At 73.5% G+C, this 22,013-nt stretch carries 15 protein-coding genes; 4 read left to right on the top strand and 11 right to left on the bottom strand.

Annotated features, from left to right (window positions below):
* The first annotated feature begins 2 nt into the window (after nt 1-2).
* Nucleotides 3-1,331, top strand: coding sequence for an AarF/ABC1/UbiB kinase family protein (locus ABZX75_RS19935; RefSeq protein WP_355412221.1), 1,329 nt, complete (start codon nt 3-5; stop codon nt 1,329-1,331).
* A 21-nt stretch (nt 1,332-1,352) separates the two neighbouring features.
* Here ABZX75_RS19935 and ABZX75_RS19930 read toward each other — a convergent pair whose 3' ends face one another.
* The 5 genes from ABZX75_RS19930 to ABZX75_RS19910 form a co-directional block, all read right to left on the bottom strand.
* A complete protein-coding gene (locus tag ABZX75_RS19930; RefSeq protein WP_355412219.1) occupies nt 1,353-1,562 on the bottom strand; it encodes a hypothetical protein in 210 nt (69 codons plus the stop codon).
* A 110-nt stretch (nt 1,563-1,672) separates the two neighbouring features.
* A complete protein-coding gene (locus ABZX75_RS19925; protein ID WP_355412217.1) occupies nt 1,673-2,002 on the bottom strand; it encodes a hypothetical protein in 330 nt (109 codons plus the stop codon).
* The gene (locus ABZX75_RS19920; RefSeq protein ID WP_355412215.1) at nt 1,999-2,367 is read right to left on the bottom strand and encodes a WhiB family transcriptional regulator; all 369 of its coding nucleotides are present in this window, start codon (nt 2,365-2,367) and stop codon (nt 1,999-2,001) included. The genes ABZX75_RS19925 and ABZX75_RS19920 overlap by 4 nt, the downstream gene beginning before the upstream one ends.
* Nucleotides 2,368-2,562: 195 nt before the next feature.
* A complete protein-coding gene (locus tag ABZX75_RS19915; RefSeq protein ID WP_355412445.1) occupies nt 2,563-2,886 on the bottom strand; it encodes a hypothetical protein in 324 nt (107 codons plus the stop codon).
* Nucleotides 2,887-3,066: 180 nt separating this feature from the next.
* Entirely contained in the window at nt 3,067-5,232 is a 2,166-nt protein-coding gene (locus ABZX75_RS19910) for an ATP-dependent DNA helicase UvrD2 (protein WP_355412213.1), read from the bottom strand.
* A gap of 191 nt (nt 5,233-5,423) precedes the next feature.
* On the opposite strand from ABZX75_RS19910, the gene ABZX75_RS19905 reads away from it, so the two are divergent.
* A complete protein-coding gene (locus ABZX75_RS19905; protein WP_355412211.1) occupies nt 5,424-5,684 on the top strand; it encodes a mycoredoxin in 261 nt (86 codons plus the stop codon).
* A 112-nt stretch (nt 5,685-5,796) separates the two neighbouring features.
* Here the strand turns inward: ABZX75_RS19905 and nudC are convergent, their stop codons facing one another.
* The 5 genes from nudC to ABZX75_RS19880 all read right to left on the bottom strand — a co-directional run bounded on the left by nudC (nt 5,797) and on the right by ABZX75_RS19880 (nt 16,375).
* A complete protein-coding gene (nudC, locus tag ABZX75_RS19900; RefSeq protein ID WP_355412209.1) occupies nt 5,797-6,741 on the bottom strand; it encodes an NAD(+) diphosphatase in 945 nt (314 codons plus the stop codon).
* A 102-nt stretch (nt 6,742-6,843) separates the two neighbouring features.
* Entirely contained in the window at nt 6,844-8,250 is a 1,407-nt protein-coding gene (locus ABZX75_RS19895; protein WP_355412207.1) for a dipeptidase, read from the bottom strand.
* A gap of 10 nt (nt 8,251-8,260) precedes the next feature.
* Nucleotides 8,261-11,968, bottom strand: a complete 3,708-nt coding sequence (locus tag ABZX75_RS19890) for a UvrD-helicase domain-containing protein (protein ID WP_355412205.1) — start codon at nt 11,966-11,968, stop codon at nt 8,261-8,263.
* A 123-nt stretch (nt 11,969-12,091) separates the two neighbouring features.
* The gene (locus tag ABZX75_RS19885) at nt 12,092-15,763 is read right to left on the bottom strand and encodes an ATP-dependent DNA helicase (RefSeq protein ID WP_355412203.1); all 3,672 of its coding nucleotides are present in this window, start codon (nt 15,761-15,763) and stop codon (nt 12,092-12,094) included.
* 243 nt (nt 15,764-16,006) lie between these two features.
* Nucleotides 16,007-16,375, bottom strand: a complete 369-nt coding sequence (locus ABZX75_RS19880) for an MGMT family protein (RefSeq protein ID WP_355412201.1) — start codon at nt 16,373-16,375, stop codon at nt 16,007-16,009.
* 119 nt (nt 16,376-16,494) lie between these two features.
* Here ABZX75_RS19880 and ABZX75_RS19875 point away from each other — a divergent pair, with 119 nt between their 5' ends.
* Nucleotides 16,495-19,326 (top strand): lysylphosphatidylglycerol synthase domain-containing protein, encoded by a 2,832-nt coding sequence (locus ABZX75_RS19875; RefSeq protein ID WP_355412199.1) that lies wholly within the window; start codon nt 16,495-16,497, stop codon nt 19,324-19,326.
* 124 nt (nt 19,327-19,450) lie between these two features.
* Here ABZX75_RS19875 and ABZX75_RS19870 read toward each other — a convergent pair whose 3' ends face one another.
* The gene (locus ABZX75_RS19870) at nt 19,451-20,275 is read right to left on the bottom strand and encodes a MerR family transcriptional regulator (protein ID WP_355412197.1); all 825 of its coding nucleotides are present in this window, start codon (nt 20,273-20,275) and stop codon (nt 19,451-19,453) included.
* Nucleotides 20,276-20,369: 94 nt separating this feature from the next.
* Here ABZX75_RS19870 and ABZX75_RS19865 point away from each other — a divergent pair, with 94 nt between their 5' ends.
* On the top strand, nt 20,370-21,917 hold the full coding sequence (locus ABZX75_RS19865) for an alpha/beta hydrolase (protein WP_355412195.1): 1,548 nt from the start codon (nt 20,370-20,372) through the stop codon (nt 21,915-21,917).
* Nucleotides 21,918-22,013: the final 96 nt, after the last annotated feature.

The following is a 22,013-nucleotide window of genomic DNA, read 5'->3' as shown; positions in this document are numbered from 1 at the left end:
GTATGTCTGATCTTCCCCGGAAGGCGGTCACCCGTACCGTCAAGCTGGCCGCGCTGCCGCTCGGCATCGCGGGCCGGGCCACCTGGGGGCTGGGCAAACGGATCGGCGGCAGGTCGGCGGAGATAGTGGCGCGCGAGCTCCAACAGCGCACCGCCGAGCAGCTCTTCCGCACCCTGGGCGAGTTGAAGGGCGGGGCCATGAAGTTCGGGCAGGCCCTGTCGGTCTTCGAGTCCGCCCTGCCCGAGGAAGTCGCCGGCCCCTACCGGGCGGCGCTGACCAAGCTTCAGGAGGCGGCACCGCCGCTGCCGGCGGCGACAGTGCACCAGGTGCTGGCGGAGCGGCTGGGCGCGGACTGGCGGGACCTGTTCGAGGAGTTCGAGGACAAGCCGGCTGCGGCAGCCTCCATCGGGCAGGTGCACCGGGCGGTGTGGCACGACGGCCGGCAGGTGGCGGTCAAGGTCCAGTACCCGGGGGCCGGTGAGGCGCTGCTGTCGGACCTCAAGCAGCTGGGCCGGTTCGCGGGACTGCTGGGACCGCTGATCCCCGGCATGGACATCAAGCCGCTGATCAAGGAGCTGCGCGACCGGGTCTCGGAGGAGCTCGACTACGAGCTGGAGGCCGAGGCGCAGCGGACGCACGCGGACGCGTTCGAGGGCGATGTGGATGTCGTCGTACCGGATGTCGTGCACCAGGGTGACCAGGTGCTGGTGACCGAGTGGATGGACGGGACGCCGCTGTCGGAGGTGATAGCCGACGGCAGCCAGGAGGAGCGCGACCGCGCCGGGCAGTTGCTGGCCCGGTTCCTCTTCTCCGGACCGGCCCGCACCGGGCTGCTGCACGCGGATCCGCATCCGGGCAACTTCAGGCTGATATCCGGGCCGGACGGCCGGGTGCGGCTGGGCGTACTCGACTTCGGCACGGTCGACCGGCTGCCGGGCGGCTGGCCCGAGCCCATCGGCAGGTCACTGCGGCTGACGCTGGACAGTGACGCCGAGGGGGTCTACGGGCACCTGTGCGCCGAGGGATTCGTGAAGGAATCCATCGAACTGGACCCCGAGGCCGTGCTGGAGTACCTGAAGCCCATCATCGAGCCAGCCGAGGCGGAGGAGTTCACCTTCACCCGGCCCTGGCTGCGCGGCCAGGCGGCCCGGATCGCCGATCCTCGGTCGCCCGCGCACCAGTTGGGCCGGCAGATCAATCTGCCGCCCTCGTACCTGCTGATCCACCGGGTGACGCTGAGCACCATCGGCGTGCTGTGCCAGCTGGGTGCGACGGTGCGGCTGCGGGATGAACTGGAGTCCTGGCTACCGGGGTTCCTGCCCTCGGAGTAACGGCCCCAGGCGCTGGGCCGGTCACCACCAGGAGGAGTCGAGCCTGCCCTCGATCGCCCGGATGTTGGCCCGGGCGCAGTCGTGGCAGAAGTATTGCCTCCTGCCGTTCTCCATGGAGCAGGTCCAGGTGGGCGGGGCGCCGTCCGGGGACTGGGCGCCGCAGCGCGCGCAGACGACGGGCTGGGCCTCGTTTCCCGGCGGGTGGGCGGGGTGGGGGGTCGGCTGGTCCACCTCCCGACGATATCGCCGCGGGGCTGGACAGCGCTCGGCAACGCACCGTGGGGACCGGTCCGTTCGGACCGGTCCCCACGGGACGGTGTTTCTTCGGCGGCCGTCAGTCCTTACTGCATGACGGCCATGGCCAGCGCACGCCGGGCGCGCAGCGAGACGCGCTCGGCTCGCCGCTGCATGCGGCGGGCGGCGACCAGGCGCAGGGCCTGACGCTCGGCGTCGGCCTCACGCATGCGGTCGTCCATATGGGCACGAGCCAGGGCTTCTGGGATGAGTTGCATTTCGCGGGTCCTGTTCTGACGCGAGGTGATCGCGCCGGCGGTGATGAAGTCTGCGGTGGCGGCGCCGTGCGGCTGCTCGCTCGTGGTGTGCGGGGTCATGAGGGCCTGCTTCAGGGGGTCGCGCGTGAGGGGACGGTCGATGGTTCCGATGGCGTTCATGCCGTGACCGGGTTCTTGCGCGGACGGCCACGCGGCCGCTTGCGGGCGACGACCACACCCTGGACGAAGAGCTCGCCACCCCAGACGCCCCAGGGCTCGCGGCGCTCGATCGCCCCGGCGAGGCAGGCCTCGACCAGCGGGCAGGTGCGGCAGAGCGACTTGGCGTACTCGACGTCCGCCGGGGACTCGGCGAAGAAGACCTCGGGGTCGAAGGTGCGGCAGGGGACGGGTACGCCGAGGTTCTCGATGGCGTCGTCGAGCGCGGTGAGCGCGGTGAGCGGAGTCAAGGTGGAGTCCTCCGGGACTGCGGGCGGGGAGATCGTTTGGGTCTGCGGTACGGACGGGGCGTGCGCTTCGAGTTGCACGGTGTTTTCTTCCTCGTCTGGTCGGCTAGTCGTTCCGGCCGGTCGGCCGGGTTCGGCTGGGCTGCGTTACACACCGACTGGTTCTGCCAGTCCCGAGGCCCCTTCGCGCTGTCGTCCCCGTTCGGGGACAAACAGAAGGGCCGCGGATCCCGGGTGGGGTTCCGCGGCCCTGAAGGCGCCGGCCTGATCATGCGATCAGGCTGGATCACTCCAGGGTTCGAGCCCGCGGAAGGCCCACATCAGGTGGTGCTGCTGCTTCGTCTGCTTCTTCGTCTGCTTCTGGGATCCGGCACCGGCTGCGGCCGCGAAGCCATAGGCGCCATGCGCCTGGGCTTCCAGTACTGCCACCGGTGCCTGGGTCGGTCGCTCATTCCGCTCGCTCACGGGGAGAGCAGCAAGCAGGGCGGGGCTGTCAGCGCGCATCGCGGACAGACCGGTACCCAGAATCGGGAGGAGCGAGGAGGAGCCGAGCGGGCAGGAGGCGGCAACCGAGTGATCGGTCATTTTGGTGATGGTCATGGAGCTGGTCACGGGGTCTCGCCTCCTCTCGGCGTCTCGGGGACCGGGCCCGGGGGCCTGTCCCATGCGTATTCGGATCAGTACAGCACGGATCCAGGGCTTCGGAGAAGCCACCGTTTCCGTTGCTAAGAACCTATGGGGATTCGCTGGGCATGCGCAAACTATTTTTCCGACGAGTTTCTACGCGTCGTCAGGATCTTCCGTCCCCGGCTCTTGACCTGCGCAGATGGCCAGGACCTCGGCTCCGTACCGCTCAAGCTTACGACCGCCCACGCCCGAGATCATCGAGAGCTCGCCCTCCTCGGACGGCGCGGCCTCCGCGATCGCCATCAGCGTCTTGTCCGTGAAGACGCAGTACGCCGGCAGGCCCTGCTCCTTCGACTGGGCCGAGCGCCACTCGCGCAGCCGCTCGTACAGCCCTTCGTCCATGTCGGACGGGCAGTCCTCGCAGCGCATCAGCTTCAGCTCGCCGGCCTCGGTCAGGGTCTTGCCGCAGACGCGGCACAGCACCGGTCCGCGGCGGCCGCGCTTGCGGGCCCCTCGCTCGGCCGCGCCGCCCGCCGCGCTGCCCGGGGCCGCGGAGCCCGGCCGCAGGCCGTTCAGGAAGCGGCTGGGGCGCCGGGAGGCCCGCCCGCCCGGGGCGCGGGAGAGCGCCCAGGAGAGCGTCAGGTGAAGTCGCGCACGGGTGACCCCGACATAGAGCAGCCGGCGCTCCTCCTCGACCTGCTCGTCGGTCTTGGCGTATGTGATCGGCATCATGCCGTCGGTGAGGCCGACGAGGAAGACCGCGTCCCACTCCAGGCCCTTCGCCGCGTGCAGGGAGGCGAGGGTGACGCCCTGGACGGTCGGGGCGTGCTGCGCGGCCTTGCGCTCCTCCAGCTCGACCGTGAGGTCCGCCAGGGTGGCACCGGGCCGGGTCCGGGCGAAGTCCTCGGCGAGGCGGACCAGCGCGGCCAGCGATTCCCACTGGTCGCGAACGGCGCCGGAGCCGGCAGGCGGCTCGCTGGTCCAGCCGAGGGAGCTGAGCACGGCCCGGACCTGGGAGCCGAGCTCGACCACATCGTCGAGCAGCGGGTCGTTCCCGCCGGATCGGGCGGCTCCGCGCAGCGCGAGGATCGCCTTCTGCACCTCCTGGCGCTCGAAGAACCGCTCGGCTCCGCGCAGCTGGTACGGGACCCCGGCGTCGGCGAGCGCCTGCTCGTAGACCTCGGACTGGGCGTTGATGCGGTAGAGCACGGCGATCTCACCGGCCGGTACACCCGCGGCGATCAGGTCGCGGATCCGGCCGGCGACGCCCTCGGCCTCGGCGGGCTCGTCCGGGTACTCGGCGTAGACCGGGTCGGGACCGGTCTCGCGCTGGGAGATCAGCTCCAGCCGGTGCTCGGCGGCCCGGCCCTTGGCCTGGTTCAGGAGGCCGTTGGCCAGGTGCACGACCTGGGGGGTGGAGCGGTAGTCGCGGACCAGCTTGACCACGGTGGCCTGCGGGTAGCGGACGCGGAAGTTCAGCAGGTGGTCGGGGGTGGCGCCGGTGAAGGAGTAGATGGTCTGGCTGGCGTCGCCGACGACGCAGAGGCTGTCGCGCTCGCCGAGCCACAGGTCCAGCAGCCGCTGCTGGAGCGGGCTGACGTCCTGGTACTCGTCCACCACGAAGTGCTGGTACTGGGAGCGGATCTGCTCGGCGATGTCGTGTCGGTCCTGGAGGATGCCGACGGTGAGGAGCAGCACGTCCTCGAAGTCGATCATGCCGCGGTCGCGCTTGAGCTGCTCGTACGTGCCGTAGATCTGGGCGATCTCCGCCAGGTCACGGGGGGCTTCGCGGCCCGACTTGAGGGCGGCCGCCGGATAGTCGGCGGGCACGGTCTGGGTGACCTTGGCCCACTCGATCTCGCCGGTGACATCGCGCAGCTCATTGCGGTCGAGGCGGACGCGGCAGCGCGCGCCTGCCTCGGCGACGAACTGGATCTTGCGCTCCAGCAGCCGGGGCACGTCCCCGCCGACCGCCTTGGGCCAGAAGTACTGGAGCTGGCGCAGGGCGGCGGAGTGGAAGGTCCGGGCCTGGACCCCGCCCGCGCCGAGGGTGCGCAGGCGGCCGCGCATCTCTCCGGCGGCGCGGTTGGTGAAGGTCACGGCCAGCACGCTGGCCGGCATGAGCTGGCCGGACTGCACGCCGTAGGCGATGCGGTGGGTGATCGCGCGGGTCTTGCCGGTGCCGGCGCCCGCCAGCACGCACACCGGCCCGCGCAGGGTCGTCGCGACCTCGCGCTGCTCCGGGTCGAGGCCCAGGAGCACCGCGTCGGCCGAGTCGGCGGCGGCGGGGAAGGATGAGGAGTGCGTTGCTGCTGTCACCCCGCCATGCTGCCAGGTCTGGTGGGTCGGCCGGGAAACTTGTCCACAGGCCGCACCTGTCCGTCGTACTTGTCACACCGCACCTGATGGACCCGCCGCACCGGCCGTACGGGAATGGCGGCGCCGTCCCGTACGTTCGTGTACTCGGACGAACGAGACCTCACTCGAGACCCCACAGAGGAGAGCGCAGCATGCAGGACACGGGTTCCGTGACGATGTACAGCACGACCTGGTGCGGTTACTGCCGCCGGCTGAAGTCCCAGCTGGACCGGGAAGGCATCGCCTACAACGAGATCAACATCGAGCTGGACCCCGAGTCCGCGGCGTTCGTCGAGAAGGCGAACGGCGGCAACCAGACGGTCCCGACCGTCCTCGTGGTCTCCCCCGCCGGCAGCGAGTCGGTCATGACGAACCCGAGCCTGGCCCAGGTCAAGCAGGCCCTCGCCGTCTGATCCGGGACGTCCCCGGACGCGGGACGCGACGGCTGCGCGTACAGAAGGGCCCCCGCCTCGGCGGGGGCCTTCTGCTGTGACCGGGCGTGTGACCGGGCTTACGTGTGACGCGTCACGCATTCGGCCGCGGCAGGGGCTGTCCGTACCAGCGCTCGACCAGCCGGGCCGCGATGGAGATCCCGCCCGACGGCGGCAGCACCTCGCCCGCCTCGATCGCCGCGCGCAGATCCTCGCGCGAGAACCAGCGGGCCTCCTCGATCTCCTCGCCGTCCACCGTGATCTCGGAGGTGACGGCACGGGCCGTGAAGCCCAGCATCAGGCTGTACGGGAAGGGCCACGGCTGGCTGGCGACGTACTCGACCTCGCCGACCTTGACGCCCGCCTCCTCCCACACCTCGCGGATGACGGACTGCTCGATCGACTCGCCCGGCTCCACGAACCCGGCCAGCGTCGAGAAGCGCCCCTCCGGCCAGTGCACCTGGCGGCCGAGCAGCGCGCGGTCCTGCTCGTCCGTGACCAGCATGATCACGGCCGGGTCGGTACGCGGGTAGTGCTCGGCGCCGCAGCCGGGGCAGCGGCGGATGTGCCCGGCGGCCGCGACCACCGTGCGCTCGCCGCAGCGGGAGCAGAAACGGTGCATCCGCTGCCAGTTCTCCAGCGCCACGGCGTGCACCATCAGCCCGGCGTCGCGCGGGGGCAGCAGCAGTCCGGCCTCGCGCAGGCCGGCCGCTCGGGCCGACTGGTCCATCCGGCCCGGCAGCGAGTCCTTCTGCAGGGCGAAGTACCGTACGCCGTCCTCGTCGGTGCCCAGGAAGTAGCGGTGCGTCTCGGTGACCGGGGCCTCGAAGGCCGGGGTCATCACGATCCCGGTGCCTCCGTCGGGGGTGTCGTCGATCAGGACCTGACCGCCGGAGACGACGAAGACGCGGGTCGTCGGGTGGCTCCAGGCGGCGGCGAGCCACGCCTCGTCCAGGCGGTGGTGCGCGGCGCGGTCGATTCCGCTGGGCGCGGTGAGCGAGACAGGGCGCTCGGTATGGGTGCTCACAGGTACTTCCAACTCCCCCGGTGGTGGGACAAGGCAGGTTGCTCAATGGCTCGCGGCGTGGCGTGGCGTGGTGCTGGTGCTGGTGCCGCTGCGGGACGGGAAGGGACGGACGGGTCAGGCGGGCTTCCCGTGGGTGGCGGCCAGGTCGCCCCAGAGGTAGGCGGTGGCCTCGACGCCCTTGAGGAGGAGGTCCAGCTCGACCTTCTCGTTCGGCGCGTGCCAGCCGTCGGACGGGACGGAGATGCCGAGGAACAGGACGGGCGCCCCCAGGACGTCCTGGAGGTCCGCCGCGGGTCCGGAGCCGCCCTCACGGGTGAAGCGGATCTTCTGGCCGAAGGCGCGGCCCATGGCTCGTACGACGGACTGCAGGGCCGGGTGGTCCAGCGGCGTCAGGCACGGCCGGGTCGGGGCGCCGAAGGTGATGGAGTGCCGGATTCCGGCCGGGATCCGCGCGGTGACCCACTCCCTGACGGCTGCCTCCACCTCGTACGGATCCTGCCCGGACACGAGGCGGAACGACAGCTTCAGGTGGGCGGAGGAGGGCACGATGGTCTTGCCGCCGGGTCCCTGGTAACCGCCGCCGATGCCGTTGACCTCGGCCGTCGGGCGGGCCCAGACCCGCTCCAGCGTGGAGTAGCCGGCCTCGCCGGAAACCGCGTGGGACTTCGCCGTACGCAGCCACTCGTCCTCGTCGAAGGGGAGCTCGGCGATCAGCGCCCGCTCCGCGTCCGTGAGCTCGGCGACGCCGTCGTAGAAGCCGGGGACGGTGACCCGCCCCTCGGCGTCGTGCAGGTCCGCGACCAGGCGCGCGGCGACGGCGACCGGATTGGGCACGGCCCCGCCGAAGGCACCGGAGTGGATGTCCTGGTCCGGACCGTGGAAGTCGATCTCGCAGTCGGCGACCCCGCGCATGCCGGTGCAGACGGTGGGGGTGGTCGGCGACCACATGCCGGTGTCGGAGACGATCACGACATCGGCCGCGAGCTCGTCGGCGCGCGCCTCGACCAGGGGGCGGAAGTGGGTGGAACCCGACTCCTCCTCGCCCTCGATGAGGAGCTTGAGGTTCACGGCGGGGGCGGCGGCGCCGGTGGCCGCCAGGTGGGCCCGTACACCGAGGGTGTGGAAGAACACCTGCCCCTTGTCGTCGGCGGCGCCCCGCGCGTACATCCGGCCGTCCTTGACGACCGGCTCGAACGGGTCGGTGTGCCAGCCGTCGGCCACGGCGGCGGGCTGCACGTCGTGGTGCCCGTACACGAGAACGGTGGGAGCGGCCGGGTCGTCGCTCGGCCAGTGTGCGAAGACGGCGGGCGCGCCGGGCGTCTCCCACACCTCCGCCACCGGGAAGCCGGTCTCCTTGAGCTTCGCGGCCAGCCATTCGGCGCTGCGGCGTACGTCGCCCGCGTGCTCGGGCTGCGCCGAGACGGAGGGGATCCGCAGCCACTCGGCGAGGTCGTCGAGGAAGGCGGCGCGGTGGGTGTCGATGTACGTGCGGACGACGCTGTCCGGCTGGCTGTCGCTCATGCCCACGAGCCTAGCCGTCCGCCTGTCGGGCACTCTCCCCGCCCGTTTCCCCTTGGAGGATCCGCTCAAGACGGGCACGGTCGGGGAGGTCGCGGGGGCGGATCACGCGGCCGCTGCGGACGTGCAGGAAGGCGGCGGTGACCCGGTCCAAGGGGGTGCCGGTGGCTTCCGCCCAGGCCAGGCGGTAGACACCGAGCTGGAGGGGGTCGGCGTCGGTCGTACGGCCGGTCTTCCAGTCGACGACCTCGTACGAGCCGTCGTCGTTCTTGTACACGGCGTCGATCCGTCCGCGGACGACCCGGCCGGCGAGGGTGAGCTGTACCGGGGCCTCCATGCGGTACGGGGTCCGCTCGGCGTACGGGCTGCGCTCGAAGGCCGCCTTGAGGGAGTCGAGATCGGCCTCGTCGGCGATCTCCTGGTCGGAGCCGGGCAGCTCGGTGGCGGGGTCGAGGACGTCGAGCAGCGGGAGCGGGAGCTCGTCGAAACGGGACTCGACCCAGGCGTGGAACCGGGTGCCCTGGCGCGCCGCGGGCTGGGGGGGCTTGGGCATGGGGCGGGCGAGGTCCCGTACGAAGCCCTGCTCGTCGGCGGCGAGCCGGAGCAGCTGGCTGGCGGAGAGGGAGGCGGGGAGCTCGACGTCGCGGACGGCCGCGCGGGCACGGCGCAGCTCCCCCTCCAGGGCCTCAAGGTCCCGGTCCCAGGAGGCGACGGCCCGCGCCTCTTCGGGGGTGAGGGGGCCACTGCCGGGGCTGCCTGCGGGGCGGCCCGCGGGGTCGGCTGCGGGGTCGGCTGTGGGGTCGGCTGCGGAGTCGGCTGCGGGGTCGGCCGCGCCGTTGCCCGGGCGGGGCGCCGCGGGCCCGGCCGGGCCGTCGCCGGAGCCGGGCCCGTCGGGGGCCCAGAGGTCCTCCGGCCAGAGGTCGCCGGGGTACGGGTCCTGCGGCGCCGGGCCCGCGCCGGGGTCGCCACCCTGCGGGGCAGCGGCGGGCCGGGGCTTCGGGAGGGACGGGGCCGCGCCGTCGGGGCGGGGGGCGCCGGGGGCCGGCGGGTCGTCGTACGGCCACGGCTCATCGGCGCCGGAGAGGTCCCGCGCCGACGGGTCGTCGTACGGCCAAGGCTCATAGGCGGAGGACGGCTCCTCGCAGTGCGGGGGCCAGAGGTAGGAGTCGTCCTCCTCCGAAGCCGGAGTCGGGGGCGGCGGCGGAGGGGTCGCGACGTAGGACTCCACCAGGGCCGCCGCCGCCCGGCGCAGGGTGAGGGATTCCAGATCCAGCGGGAGGGGCCAGGAGTGGTCGGGGGCGCCCTCCGCCGTCGACAGGGCCGGATTCTCGGCGGACGGGTCCGGTTCGGCCGCCCAGGCCTCGATCTCGCCGGACCCGGCCGCGCAGTGCTCGTACAGGGCGGTCAGGAACTCGGACGGGCCGCGGCGCTTCTTCTGGCTCGGACCCCACCAGTGGCCCGAGCCCAGGAGGAGCGAACGGGGGCGCGTGAAGGTGACGTACCCCAGACGCAGTTCCTCCGTGGCCTTGTGGTCCTTCAGGGCCGCCTTGAAGGACTTCAGGCCGGCCGAGGTCCAGGCCGGGTCCGCCGGGAGGGTGGGCGCATCGCCGCGCAGCGCGTACGGGAGCACCTTCGCGTACGAGGTCCAGGCCTCCGGCGCCTTCTCCTTCGGGAAGGCACCCGCGCACAGGTCCGGGACCACCACCACGTCCCACTCCAGCCCCTTGGACTTGTGGGCCGTGAGCACCTTGACCGTGTTCTCCCCGCCCGGCAGGGCGTGGTCGAGGCCCTTCTCGTACTGGGCGGCGGTGCGCAGGAAGGCCAGGAAGGCCAGCAGCGAGGCCTCGCCGTCGAGCGCCGCGAAGCCGGCGGCCACGTCCATGAAGGCGGACAGCGTCTCCCGGCGGCGGGCCGCCAGCGCGTGCGGGGACGCCGACAGTTCCACCTCCAGCCCGGTCGTCGCCAGGACGCGGTGCAGGACGTCCATCAAGGGGTCGGCGAGAGAGCGCCGCAGGTCGCGCAGCTCCTGGGCGAGGTGTGCGAAGCGGACCCGGGCCTCCGCGGAGAAGGGGAGGTCGTCCGGGGCCTGGGAGTGCCCGGCCCCGTCGAGGAAGGTCTCCAGGGCGTCGGCCAGCGAGACGATCTCCGCCGGGTCGACCCCTTCGACCGCCGCCGCGAGCCGCTCGTCCGGGTCGTCCGCCGCACCCGCGGTACGGCCGACCATCATCCGCGCGCGACGGCCAAGCAGCGCCAGGTCGCGCGCCCCGATGCGCCAGCGCGGGCCGATGAGGAGCCGGACGAGGGAGGCGTTGGCCCCGGGGTCCTGGAGCACCTCGCAGACGGCGACCAGGTCCGCGACCTCCGGCAGGTGCAGCAGCCCCGAGAGGCCGACGACCTCCACCGGCACGTCCCGGGCCACCAGAACGGCCTGGATCTGTGCGAAGTCCGCGACGGAGCGGCACAGCACCGCGATCTCCCGCGGCTCGGTCCCGGTGCGGACCAGGTGGGCGACGGAGTCGGCGAGCCACTCCAGTTCCTCGGCGTGCGTCGGCAGCAGGGCGCACCGGACCGAGCCGGCGTGCTCCTCGCCGGGCGCCGGACGCAGCGCCTCCACCCCCTCGTGCAGGGCGCGCAGCGGGGCGGCGAGCCCGTTGGCCAGGTCCAGGAGGCGGCCGCCGCTGCGCCGGTTCTCGCTGAGCGAGTAGCGGGTGGCCGGGCGTCCGTCGGCGTACGGGAAGTGCTCGGGGAAGTCGTCGAGGTTGGCCACGGACGCGCCGCGCCAGCCGTAGATCGCCTGGCAGGGGTCGCCGACGGCCGTGACGGCGTGCCCGGTGCCCGCGCCGAAGAGACCGGACAGCAGCTGCCGCTGCGCGACGGAGGTGTCCTGGTACTCGTCGAGCAGGACCACCCGGAACTCCTCGCGCAGCAGCGCCCCCACCTCGGGCCGGGTGGTGGCGAGCTGGGCCGAGAGGGCTATCTGGTCGCTGAAGTCGAGCAGGTCGCGGGAGCGTTTGGCGGCGCGGTAGCGGTCGACCAGCTCCAGCAGTTCGAGGCGGCCGCGCACGGCTTCGGGGACCTTGCGCAGATCGTCGTTGGTGAGCCTGGTGCCGGCGAGGACGTCCAGCAGGGCGGTGTCGTACCGACGCAGCTCGGCCGGATCGACCAGGTGCTCCGAGAGCTCCCCGTCGAGCGCGAGGAGGTCGCTGACCAGGGCGGGGATCGACTTGGTGAGCGCCGGATAGGGGCCGGGGGCCTCCCGCAGCACCTTCGCGGCGAGCTGGAAGCGGGTGGCGTCGGCGAGGAGGCGCGAGCTGGGTTCGAGGCCGATGCGCAGGCCGTGGTCCTTCAGGAGCTGGCCCGCGAAGGCGTGGTACGTCGAGATGCGCGGCTCGCCGCCGGCCGCGTCGGCCTCGGCCGGGGAGGGGTCCGGGTCGGTGATGCCGGCCCGCGCGAGGGCCTTGCGTACGCGCTCGGACAGCTCCCCGGCGGCCTTGTTGGTGAAGGTCAGACCGAGGACCTGTTCGGGCGCGACCGCTCCGGTGCCGACGAGCCACACGACGCGGGCGGCCATGACCGTGGTCTTGCCGGAGCCGGCGCCGGCGACGATGACCTGCGGGGCGGGCGGCGCGGTGACGCAGGCCATCTGTTCGGGCGTGAAGGGGATACCGAGGAGCTCTTTGAGCTGCTCGGGGTCGGTGAGGACGGACGGACGCGCGGACACGTGAAGAGGCTAGCCGCCCCCGCTGACAGTCCCCGCCGACCGGGGCCCGGCCGCCCGGTGACGCTTCCCGCTCCCGCGTTCCCGCCCGCTCTCGCGTTCCCGCCCGCTCCCCCGTTCCCCCGCTTACTGCACGGTCTGGCGGCCCTCCGGGCGGGCGCTGCACGAGCTGCGGAAGGAGCAGTGGTCGCAGTGCTTGCCCGCGGCGGGCGCGAACCGCTCGTCCAGGACCCGGCCGGCGGCGGTCGCGAGCAGGTCGCCGACCCACTCCCCGTCGAGCGGCTGCTGCGCCTGGACCTTGGGGACGACATCGCCGCCGTCGCGCTGCGCGGCGCCCTGGCGGAGCTGCACGAGCTCGGCGCCGCCGGCCTCGGGGCGCAGCCCGTCGAAGACCTCGTCGACGGCGCCTTCGCGCACGGCGAGCTGGTACACGGCGAGCTGGGGGTGGCGTGCGACCTCGTCCCTCGTGGGCGCGGCCTTGCCGGTCTTGAAGTCGACGACGTACGCACGCCCCTGCGGGTCCGCCTCGACCCGGTCCATGGAGCCCCGGATCCGGACGGCGTACTCGCCCGCTTCGAGCGTGACGTCGAAGGCGTGCTCCGTGGCCACGGCCGCCCGGCCACCGCGGTCGGTGGTGTGCCAGCGCAGGAAGCGTTCCAGGGCGGCGCGGGCGTTGTCCTTCTCCTGGCGGGACTTCCAGGGCGCGTCGAAGGCGAGGGCGTCCCAGACGGAGTCGAGGCGCTCCATGAGGACGGCCAGGTCGGCGGGGGTACGGCCGGAGGCGACCTCGTCGGCCAGGACGTGGACGACGTTGCCGAAGCCCTGGGCCGCGGTGGAGGGGGCGTCGGCCTTGACCTCACGGCCCAGGAACCACTGGAGGGAGCAGGTGTTGGCGAGCTGCTCCAAGGCGCTGCCGGAGAGCGCGACGGGCCGGTCGCGGTCGCGGAGCGGGACGCTGCTGCGGGTGGGCTCGTACAGGCCCCACCAGCGCTGCGGATGCGCGGCGGGGACCAGCGGCCGGTCCTCGTCGTCGGTGAGCGCGGCGAGGCGGGCGAGGCGGCGGGCGGCGGCGTCGCGCAGCGCCGGCGAGGCGTCCGGGTCGACGGTCGTGGCGCGCAGCTCGGCCACCAGCGCCGGGACGGCGAGGGGACGGCGGGGGCGGCCGGTGACGTCGCGCGGGGGGACGCCGAGCTCGGTGAGGAAGCGGGAAGGCTGGTCGCCGTCCTCGGCGGGAGCCTTGACGGCGGTGACGACGAGGCGGTCGCGGGCGCGGGTGGCGGCGACGTAGAAGAGGCGGCGCTCCTCGGCCAGGAGCGCGCCGGGGGTGAGGGGCTCGGCGAGGCCGTCACGGCCGATCCGGTCGGCCTCCAGGAGGGAGCCGCGGCGGCGCAGGTCGGGCCAGAGGCCCTCCTGGACCCCGGCGACGACGACGAGGGACCACTCCAGGCCCTTGGAGCGGTGGGCGGTCATGAGCCGGACGGCGTCGGTGCGGACGGCCCGGGTCGTCAACGTGTCGGCGGCGATGTCCTCCGCCTCCAGTTGTTCGAGGAAGTTCAGCGCGCCACGGCCGCCGGTACGTTCCTCGGCGCGGGCGGCGGTGTCGAAGAGGGCGCAGACGGCGTCGAGATCACGGTCGGCGTTACGGCCGGCCGTGCCGCCGCGGCGGGCGTTGCGCTCCAGCCGCTGCGGCCAGGGCGTGCCGTCCCACAGCGTCCACAGGGCTTCCTCGGCGGTGCCGCCGCCCTGGAGCAGCTCGCGGGCCTTGCGCAGGAGCAGGCCGAGGCGCTGCGCGCCGCGGGCGTAGGCGGGATCGTGCGCGACGAGCCGCTCCGGCTCGGCGAGGGCGCGGGCGAGCAGGACGTCAGAGGGCGCGGGCACCTTGACGCCGGCAGCGCGCTCCTCGTCCCGGAGCGCCCGGCCGAGCCGCCGCAGATCGGCGGAATCCATCCCGCCGAGCGGCGAGGCGAGCAGCACGAGAGCGGCCTCGACCCCGATCCACCCGTCACCTCCGGCCGTCTCGGCCGTCTCGGCTGCGCTGGGCTCAGCGGGGTCACCCGGGGCGGCTGCGCCAGGCTCGACCGGGTCGGCGAGGTCGGCGGCTGCGCCGGGCCCAGCAGGGTCGGCCAGGTCGGTCGCGTCGGCTGCGCCAGGCTGAGCGGGCTCGGCCAGGTTGGCTGCGCCGGGGCCAGCGGAGGCGGCTGCGCCAGGCTCCGCCAGGACGGCCGGGTCGGCTGCGCCGGGGTCAGCGGAGGCGGCTGCGCCGGGGTCGGCCGGGTCGGTCGGGTCGGCTGCGCCAGGCTCCGCCAGGACGGCCAGGTCGGCTGCGCCGGGGCCCACCTCGGTGCCCGCGGCGAATCCCGAGCCGAGGCCGGCCGGGATCGGCGCGACCACGGAGTCGGGGCCCGGGGTGGCCTCGGCCAAGGCTGCGGGGGTCGGGGCGGGCGGGAGGCCGGCCGCGGCTGTGGCCGTCGTGCGGAGGGCCGTCAGGAGGGGGGCCACCGCCGGTTCGTGGCGGAGCGGGATGACCGCGGCGTCCGTTTCCGCCGGGACGCCCGCCGCGATCAGGGCGCGGCGCATCGCCGGAAGGGTGCGGCCGCCGGAGCGGACCAGGACGGCCATGTCCTGCCAGGGCACCCCGTCCTCCAGGTGCGCCCGCCGCAGGATGTCCGCGATGTTGTCGAGCTCCGTGCCCGCCGTCGGGTACGTGAAGACCTCCAGGCTGCCTCCCCGTCGGGTGGCGCTGAGGTCGCGGTGGGCGCGTACCGCCGCCGCGGGCAGGCGCGGCACCGGCATCCGGGTCGTGAGGAGGCGGGTCGCGGCCAGCAGGGCGGAGCCGGAGCGGCGGCCGACCGTCAGCGCCCGCACCTCCGCCCCCGGAAAGGACGACTCGAAGTCCAGGATGTTGTTGATGTCGGCGCCGCGGAAGGCGTAGATCGACTGGTCCGGGTCGCCGAAGGCGACGAGGGTGCCGCCCGGGCCGGTCAGCGCCCGCAGCAGCCGCAGCTGCGAGGCGTCCGTGTCCTGGTACTCGTCCACGAAGATCGCGTCGTACGTGGCGGCGAGGGACGGGGTGCGCTCCGCCAGCAGCACCGCGCGGTGGACGAGCTCCGCGTAGTCCAGCGTGCCCTGCATGTCCAGGACGTCCAGGTACTCGGAGAGGAAGGCCGCCGCCGCCTTCCAGTCCGGGCGGCCGATGCGCGCGGCGAAGTCCGCCAGGGCCTGCGGGCCCAGGCCCAGTTCCCGGGCGCGGGCGAGCACCGCCCGGACCTCGTCCGCGAAGCCGCGCGTGGTCAGCGCGGCCCGCAGGTCGTCGGGCCAGCGGATGGAGCGCAGCCGGCGCTGCCCCTCCAGGAGGGTGCGGACCATCACGTCCTGCTCCGGCCCGGACAGCAGCCGCAGCGGGTCGGCGAACAGGTCGGCGTCCTGGTGGGCGCGGACCAGCCCGTAGCAGAAGGAGTGGAAGGTGGTGGCCTGCGGAGCCCGTGCGCCGCCGAGGCGCAGGGCGGTCCGGTCGCGGAGTTCCACCGCCGCCTTGCGGCTGAAGGTGAGGATGAGGATCCGGGCGGGGTCGGTGCCCGCCTCGACGCGCGCGGCGGCGGCTTCGACCAGCGTGGTCGTCTTTCCGGTGCCCGGCCCGGCCAGGACCAGCAGGGGTCCGGCGGTGTGGTCAACCACGGCCTGCTGCGCTGCGTCCAGAACAGGGGGATCCACCCGTTCCGGTCCGCCGCGTACGAGGCGGTACGCGTCAGGGGTCCGCGTACGCCGCCGCTCGGAGCGGTCGGAGGAAGAGGTGATCACGTGGAATGCCGGTCCTGGTGGGTCTGCGAGGTGTGCGGTTGGTGCGAGGTGTGCGGTTGGTGCCGGTGGTGCGGATCGTGCTGCGTCGACCGGAGCCGACAGGGAGGCCGCGGCCGGGGAGGGCGAGGCCGAAGACGCAACGCTACGGCAACCGGACGCCCCCGCGCAGTTCCCCCGGGTCCCCCGTACGGGCCTTCGCACGGGCGCTCGACCGCCCGTTCAAGCCGCGCATGGCGGAAGCTGTCAGGTGTGAGCCTCGTCGCGCGCATCGTCCTGTCCGGGGTCCCCGTCCCCGCCCCCGGCCCCGTCCCAGCGCGCCCGCCGCATGTTCAGCCGCGGCTCGCCGCCGCCGGTCAGCCGCAGCGGGGTGGCCTCGGCCCGGTAGTGCGCGAGGGCGCGCGGCTCGCTTCCGGGCAGCGGTACGCCGTCCGCCCGCACCACGCGCCACCAGGGCACGGCGGCTCCGTACAGGGCCATGACACGGCCGACTTGGCGCGGTCCGCCTTCGCCGAGCCATTCGGCCACGTCCCCGTACGTCATCACCCGGCCGGGCGGAATACGCTCGGCCACCTCCAGCACGCGCTCCGCGTAGGCGGGCAGCTCTTCGCTCATTCAGGACATGGTGCAGCACGTCGGCCGCCGGTCGACGGAAGCCTGTGTTCCGCACCGGCGCGCACCCTGCTGCCCTCTCCGCCCGCCAGTCCGTGCCACCATCTTCCGGGCGGTGACTGGTGATACGTGATCAAGAAGAGACGGAAGTGACGACGAAGGAGCAGGGTGTGAGCCCTCCGGAAGGCGCGGCCGCCGACGACGGTGCGCGCCCAGACGACGGCCCCGCCCCCCGCCCGGACCGCGACCCCGCCCCGCTCCCGGACCATCGGCGTCCGGACGGTGACACCGGCGGCACGGGCCACGGCAACGACGACAGCGCACAAGGCCCGCAAGGCCCGCAAGGCACGCAGGGTCACACCCCCACGGCCGCCGACCAGGTCGAAGCCGACGAACCGCTCCTCGCCGCCCGCGTGCACCGGCCGTCCGACCTCGTACGCCTCCTCGTCGGCATGCTCGGCATCGCCGTCGTGCTCGGCATCGCCGCCTTCGCCCACGGCACCACCGTGGGTCTGCAGTCCGACATCAGCAAGGGCACCGGCCAGGCGCCGGACCTGCTGATCAAGGTCGCCGCGCTGGTGTCCAGCATCGCCGTGCTGCTGCTTCCCGTCGCCTTCGCCATCGAGCGTCTGATCAAACGCGACGGGCTGCGCATCGCCGACGGCGTGCTCGCCGCCGTCCTCGCGCACGGCGTGACCCTCGCCACCGACCTGTGGGTCTCCCAGGCCGCGCCGCAGACCATCCAGGAGGCGCTCACCCGCCCCACCGGCGCCGGCGGGGCCCTCACCGACCCCGTGCACGGCTACCTCGCGCCGGTCATCGCGTACATGACCGCCGTCGGGATGACCCGCAGACCGCGCTGGCGGGTCGCCCTCTGGGTGGTCCTGCTGCTCGACGCCTTCACCATGCTGGTCGGCGGCTACACCACCCCCTTCTCGATCATCCTGACCGTGCTGCTCGGATGGAGCGTCGCCTACGGCACCCTGTACGCCGTCGGCTCGCCCAATGTGCGCCCCACCGTGCAGAACCTCCTCGCCGGACTGCGCCGGGTCGGCTTCCAGCCGGTCGGCGCGCGGCGCGCCGAAGGCCCCGAGAGCCCCGAGGCGCCCGACGTGAGCGACCGGGGGCGGCGCTACCACGTCACCCTGGAGGACGGCCCAGCGCTCGACGTCACCGTCGTCGACCGCGAGCAGCAGGCGCAGGGCTTCTTCTACCGGGTCTGGCGCCGGCTCACCCTGCGCGGCATCACGACCCGGCGCAGCCTGCAGTCCCTGCGCCAGGCGCTGGAGCAGGAGGCGCTCCTCGCGTACGCCGCCATCGCGGCCGGGGCCAACGCGCCGAAGCTGATCGCCACCTCCGAGCTCGGACCGGACGCCGTGATGCTGGTGTACGAGCACCTGGGCGGCCGGACCCTGGACTCCCTGTCCGACGAGGAGATCACCGACCGGCTGACCCGCAACGCGTGGGAGCAGGTACGCGCCCTGCAGTCGCGGCGGATCGCGCACCGCCGCCTCACCGGGGACGCCCTGGTGGTGGATCGTTACGGCAACGTCATCCTCACCGACCTGCGCGGCGGCGAGATCGCCGCGGGCGACCTGGTCCTGCGGATGGACATCGCGCAGCTGCTGACCACGCTCGGTCTGCGGGTCGGCGCCCAGCGGGCGGTCGCCTCGGCGGTGTCGGTGCTCGGGCCGGACGCGGTGGCGGACTGCCTGCCGCTGCTCCAGCCGATCGCGCTGAGCCGTTCCACGCGGGCGACGCTGCGCAAGCTGGCCCGGGAGCGGGCCGATCGGCAGCGGGAAGCCGTACTGGAGTCCTCGCGGTCGGCGAAGGCGGCACGGGAGGCGGATTCGGCCGACGTGGGCGCGCCCGTGACGAGCCCCGTCACCGCCGCCGAGCGGAAGGCCGAGAAGAAGGCCCTGGACGACGCCCTGGAGGGGGCCCGCGAGGAGGACCTGCTGAGCCAGATCCGCCAGCAGGTGCTGCTGATCCGCCCGCAGGCGCCGGTGGAACCGGCCCGGCTGGAGCGGATCCGGCCGCGCACCCTGGTCTCGTTCATCGCCGGCGCGTTCGGCGCGTACTTCCTGCTCACGCAGCTCGCCCACGTGGACTTCGGGACCATCGTCGCGGAGGCGCAGTGGGGCTGGGTCGGCGCGGCCCTCGCCTTCTCGGCGCTCAGCTACTTCGCGGCGGCGATGAGCCTGCTGGGCTTCGTACCCGAGCGGGTGCCGTTCCTGCGGACCGTGTGCGCGCAGGTGGCCGGCTCCTTCGTGAAGCTGGTGGCTCCGGCAGCGGTCGGCGGTGTCGCGCTGAACACCCGGTTCCTCCAGCGGGCGGGGGTCCGGCCGGGGCTCGCCGTCGCGAGCGTCGGTGCCTCGCAGCTGTTCGGGCTGGCCTGTCACATCCTGCTGCTGCTGTCCTTCGGCTACCTGACCGGAACCGAGAAGACCCCGGAGATGACCCCGTCCAGGACCGTCATCGCCGGTCTGCTGACGGTGGCGGTCCTGGTGCTGGTGGTGACCGCGGTCCCGTTCATGCGGAAGTTCGTGGTGACGCGGGTACGGGCGCTGTTCGCGGGCGTGGTGCCGCGCATGCTGGACGTGCTCCAGCGACCGCAGAAGCTGGTGACCGGCATCGGCGGGATGCTGCTGCTGACGGGCTGCTTCGTGATGTGCCTGGACGCGTCGATCCGGGCGTTCGGGGGCGGCGAGGCCATCAGCTACGCGAGCATCGCGGTGGTGTTCCTCGCGGGCAACGCGCTCGGATCGGCGGCGCCGACGCCGGGCGGCATGGGCGCGGTGGAGACCACCCTGACGCTGGGCCTGATCGCGGCCGGCCTGGAGAAGGAGGTCGCGATCTCGGCGGTGCTGCTGTTCCGCCTGATGACGTTCTGGCTGCCAGTACTGCCGGGCTGGATCTCGTTCAACTTCCTGACCCGCAAGGAAGCGATCTAGCCTCCGGGGGCGGCCCGGGGTTGGGCGCTCCGGGCGCCGCCCGCACCGTCGGCACGGCCCCGGTCCCGCCGGGCTCGTCCCGTCCCGCGGGGTCACCCCTCAGCCTCGCCGGGGCGGTGGGGGCTCAGGCCGTCGGCGGAGGGGGCGAGGCGTTCTCCTCGTGCCATCGCGCGGCGAACATCTCCCCCAGCAGCGCGGCGCAGCGGGCCTGCGCCGGGGAAATGTCCCCCGGGAGGCGCGCATAGGCCTCCATCTCCGCCTGCGAAGCACCGGGCGGCTCGGCCGCGGCCGACTCGTCGAAGTCCGGCTCCGGGAAACCGGCGGCCCGCTCCGCCGCCTCCATCGCCCGGACGTGGACGAAGTACGCGTGGGCCAGCCGCTCCACCCGCGGATCCTCCGGCGCCACGCCCGCCAGCGCCTCCATCTCCAGGTCCAGCCGCTCCTGCTCCGCCAGTAGCCGCGGGTGCAGCGCCAGCACATGGTGGCCGACGGCCTCGTGCCGGGCCGCCTCCGTGCCCAGCAGGTGCTGCGTGACCAGCAGGGAGTCGAGCTCGCGCCGCCCCGGCGCGGCCGGCCCGAGCGCCTGCGTGACCTCCGGGGGGAGCAGCCCCAGGTCCCCGCCCGCCTCCCGCAACCGCCGCACCGCATGGCGCCGTGCCCGTACCTCGACCTCCTGCCGCAGCAGCGACGCCTCCAGCTCCGCGAGCAGCGCCTCCCGGTCGGCCTTGCCCGCGAGCGCCTCCCTTACGTCGTCCAGCGTCATCCCCAGTTCCGCCATCCGCCGTACCCACAGGATCCGCACGATGTCGTCGTACTCGTAGCGACGCCGGCCGTCCGGGCCCCGCTCAGGCTCGGGCAGCAGTCCGACCTGGTGGTAGTGGCGAAGGGTGCGCGGGGTGGTTCCGGTCAGGGCGGCCGCCGCCCCGATCGTGACAGATCGCTCGTTCATGAGACCAGGTGAACACGGGACGCCGCGGCATGCGCAACCCCCGTTCGGGTCATCGCGCGGGCGGCCCGGCCGAACCACGCACAGGATGGGATGTATGCCGAGAAACGCCCTGCGGGTCACCGCTGCCGCCGCACTCGCCGCCGCGCTGCTGTCCACGAGCGCCTGCTCCGACGGCGGCGACGAGAAGAAGCCGAAGGCCGGCGAATCCGTCAGCGTCAAGCCCCTCAAGTGGGGCGAGTGTCCGGCGCCCACGCCGCTGGAGGGCGGCGGACAGGCGCCGGGCAAGGACTGGCAGTGCGCCACCCTCGACGTCCCGCTCGACTACGCGAAGCCGGAGGGCGAGACCCTCCCGCTCGCCCTGATCCGCGCGCGGGCCCGGAACCAGGACGCGCGCATCGGCTCCCTCGTCTTCAACTTCGGCGGCCCCGGCGGCTCCGGCATCACCACCCTGCCCGGGGCCGCCAAGGAGTACGAGGCCCTGCGCGCCCGGTACGACCTGGTCAGCTTCGATCCGCGCGGGGTGGGCCGCAGCGCGCCCGTCCGCTGCGAGAGCGACAAGGAGCTCGACGCGTACTACGCGCAGGACGCGACCCCGACGACGCCGGAGCAGGAGAAGGCGTTCATCGAGAACATCAAGGACTACCAGCAGGCCTGCCGGAGGAACTCCGGCAAGCTCCTCCCCCACGTCGGCACCGCCAACGCCGCCCGGGACCTGGACCGCATCCGCCAGGCCCTGGGCGACGAGAAGCTGCACTACTTCGGGATCTCCTACGGCACCGAGCTCGGCGGGGTCTACGCCCACCTCTTCCCGAAGAGCGTCGGCCGGGCCGTCTTCGACGCCGTCGTGGACCCGACCAAGAACGCCGAACAGGGCGCTCTCGGCCAGGCCAAGGGCTTCCAGCTCGCGCTCGGCAACTTCGCGCAGGACTGCGTGGACCGCGGCGACGCCTGCCAGCTCCAGGGCAGTACCGCCAAGGAGATCGAGGCGAACATCATCAAGCTCCAGAAGGAGCTGGCCGCGAAGCCCATCGCCGGTATCGGACCCCGGCAGCTCACCGAGACCGCCGCGACCAACGGCATCGCCCAGGCGCTGTACTCGCAGGAGCTGTGGCCGCTGCTGGAGCAGGGGCTCGACGAGGCGGAGGGCGGGCAGGGGCAGCTGCTGCTCGCGCTCTCCGACGCGCTCAACGGCCGGGACCAGAACGGCCGGTACAGCAACATCGGCGCCGCCAACACGGCCATCAACTGCGCCGACTCCAAGGAGCGTTACACCCTGCAGGAAACCAAGTCTGAGCTCGGCACGTTCCGTTCGGCCTCGCCCGTCTTCGGGGACTTCCTCGGGTGGGCGATGATGAGCTGCACCGACTGGCCGGTCCCGGGCGCGTGGGAGACCCCGGACGTGTCCGCCCCGGGAGCCGCTCCGATCCTGGTGATCGGCAACACCGGTGACCCGGCCACCCCGTACGAGGGCGCCCGCAGGATGGTGGAGCGGCTCGGCCCCGGCGTCGGTGTGGAGCTCACGTACAAGGGCGAGGGGCACGGCGCCTACAACAGCGGCGACCCGTGCGTGCAGCAGGCGGTGAACGCGTACCTGCTGGACGGGAAGGTTCCCGGCGGGGGCACCGTCTGCACGGCGGCCTGACCCCGCCCGCACCGCAGGCCCGTCCGGCACCGCAGGCCCGTCCGGCACCGTAGACCCCGCGGACCCGCTGACGCCGAAGGGGCCGTACCGCTCGCG

This window comes from Streptomyces sp. NPDC003038 (genome assembly GCF_040611115.1).
GTDB lineage: Bacteria > Actinomycetota > Actinomycetes > Streptomycetales > Streptomycetaceae > Streptomyces.
Note: the sequence above shows the minus strand (reverse complement) of the source record. Positions and strands in the feature narration are given on the sequence as shown.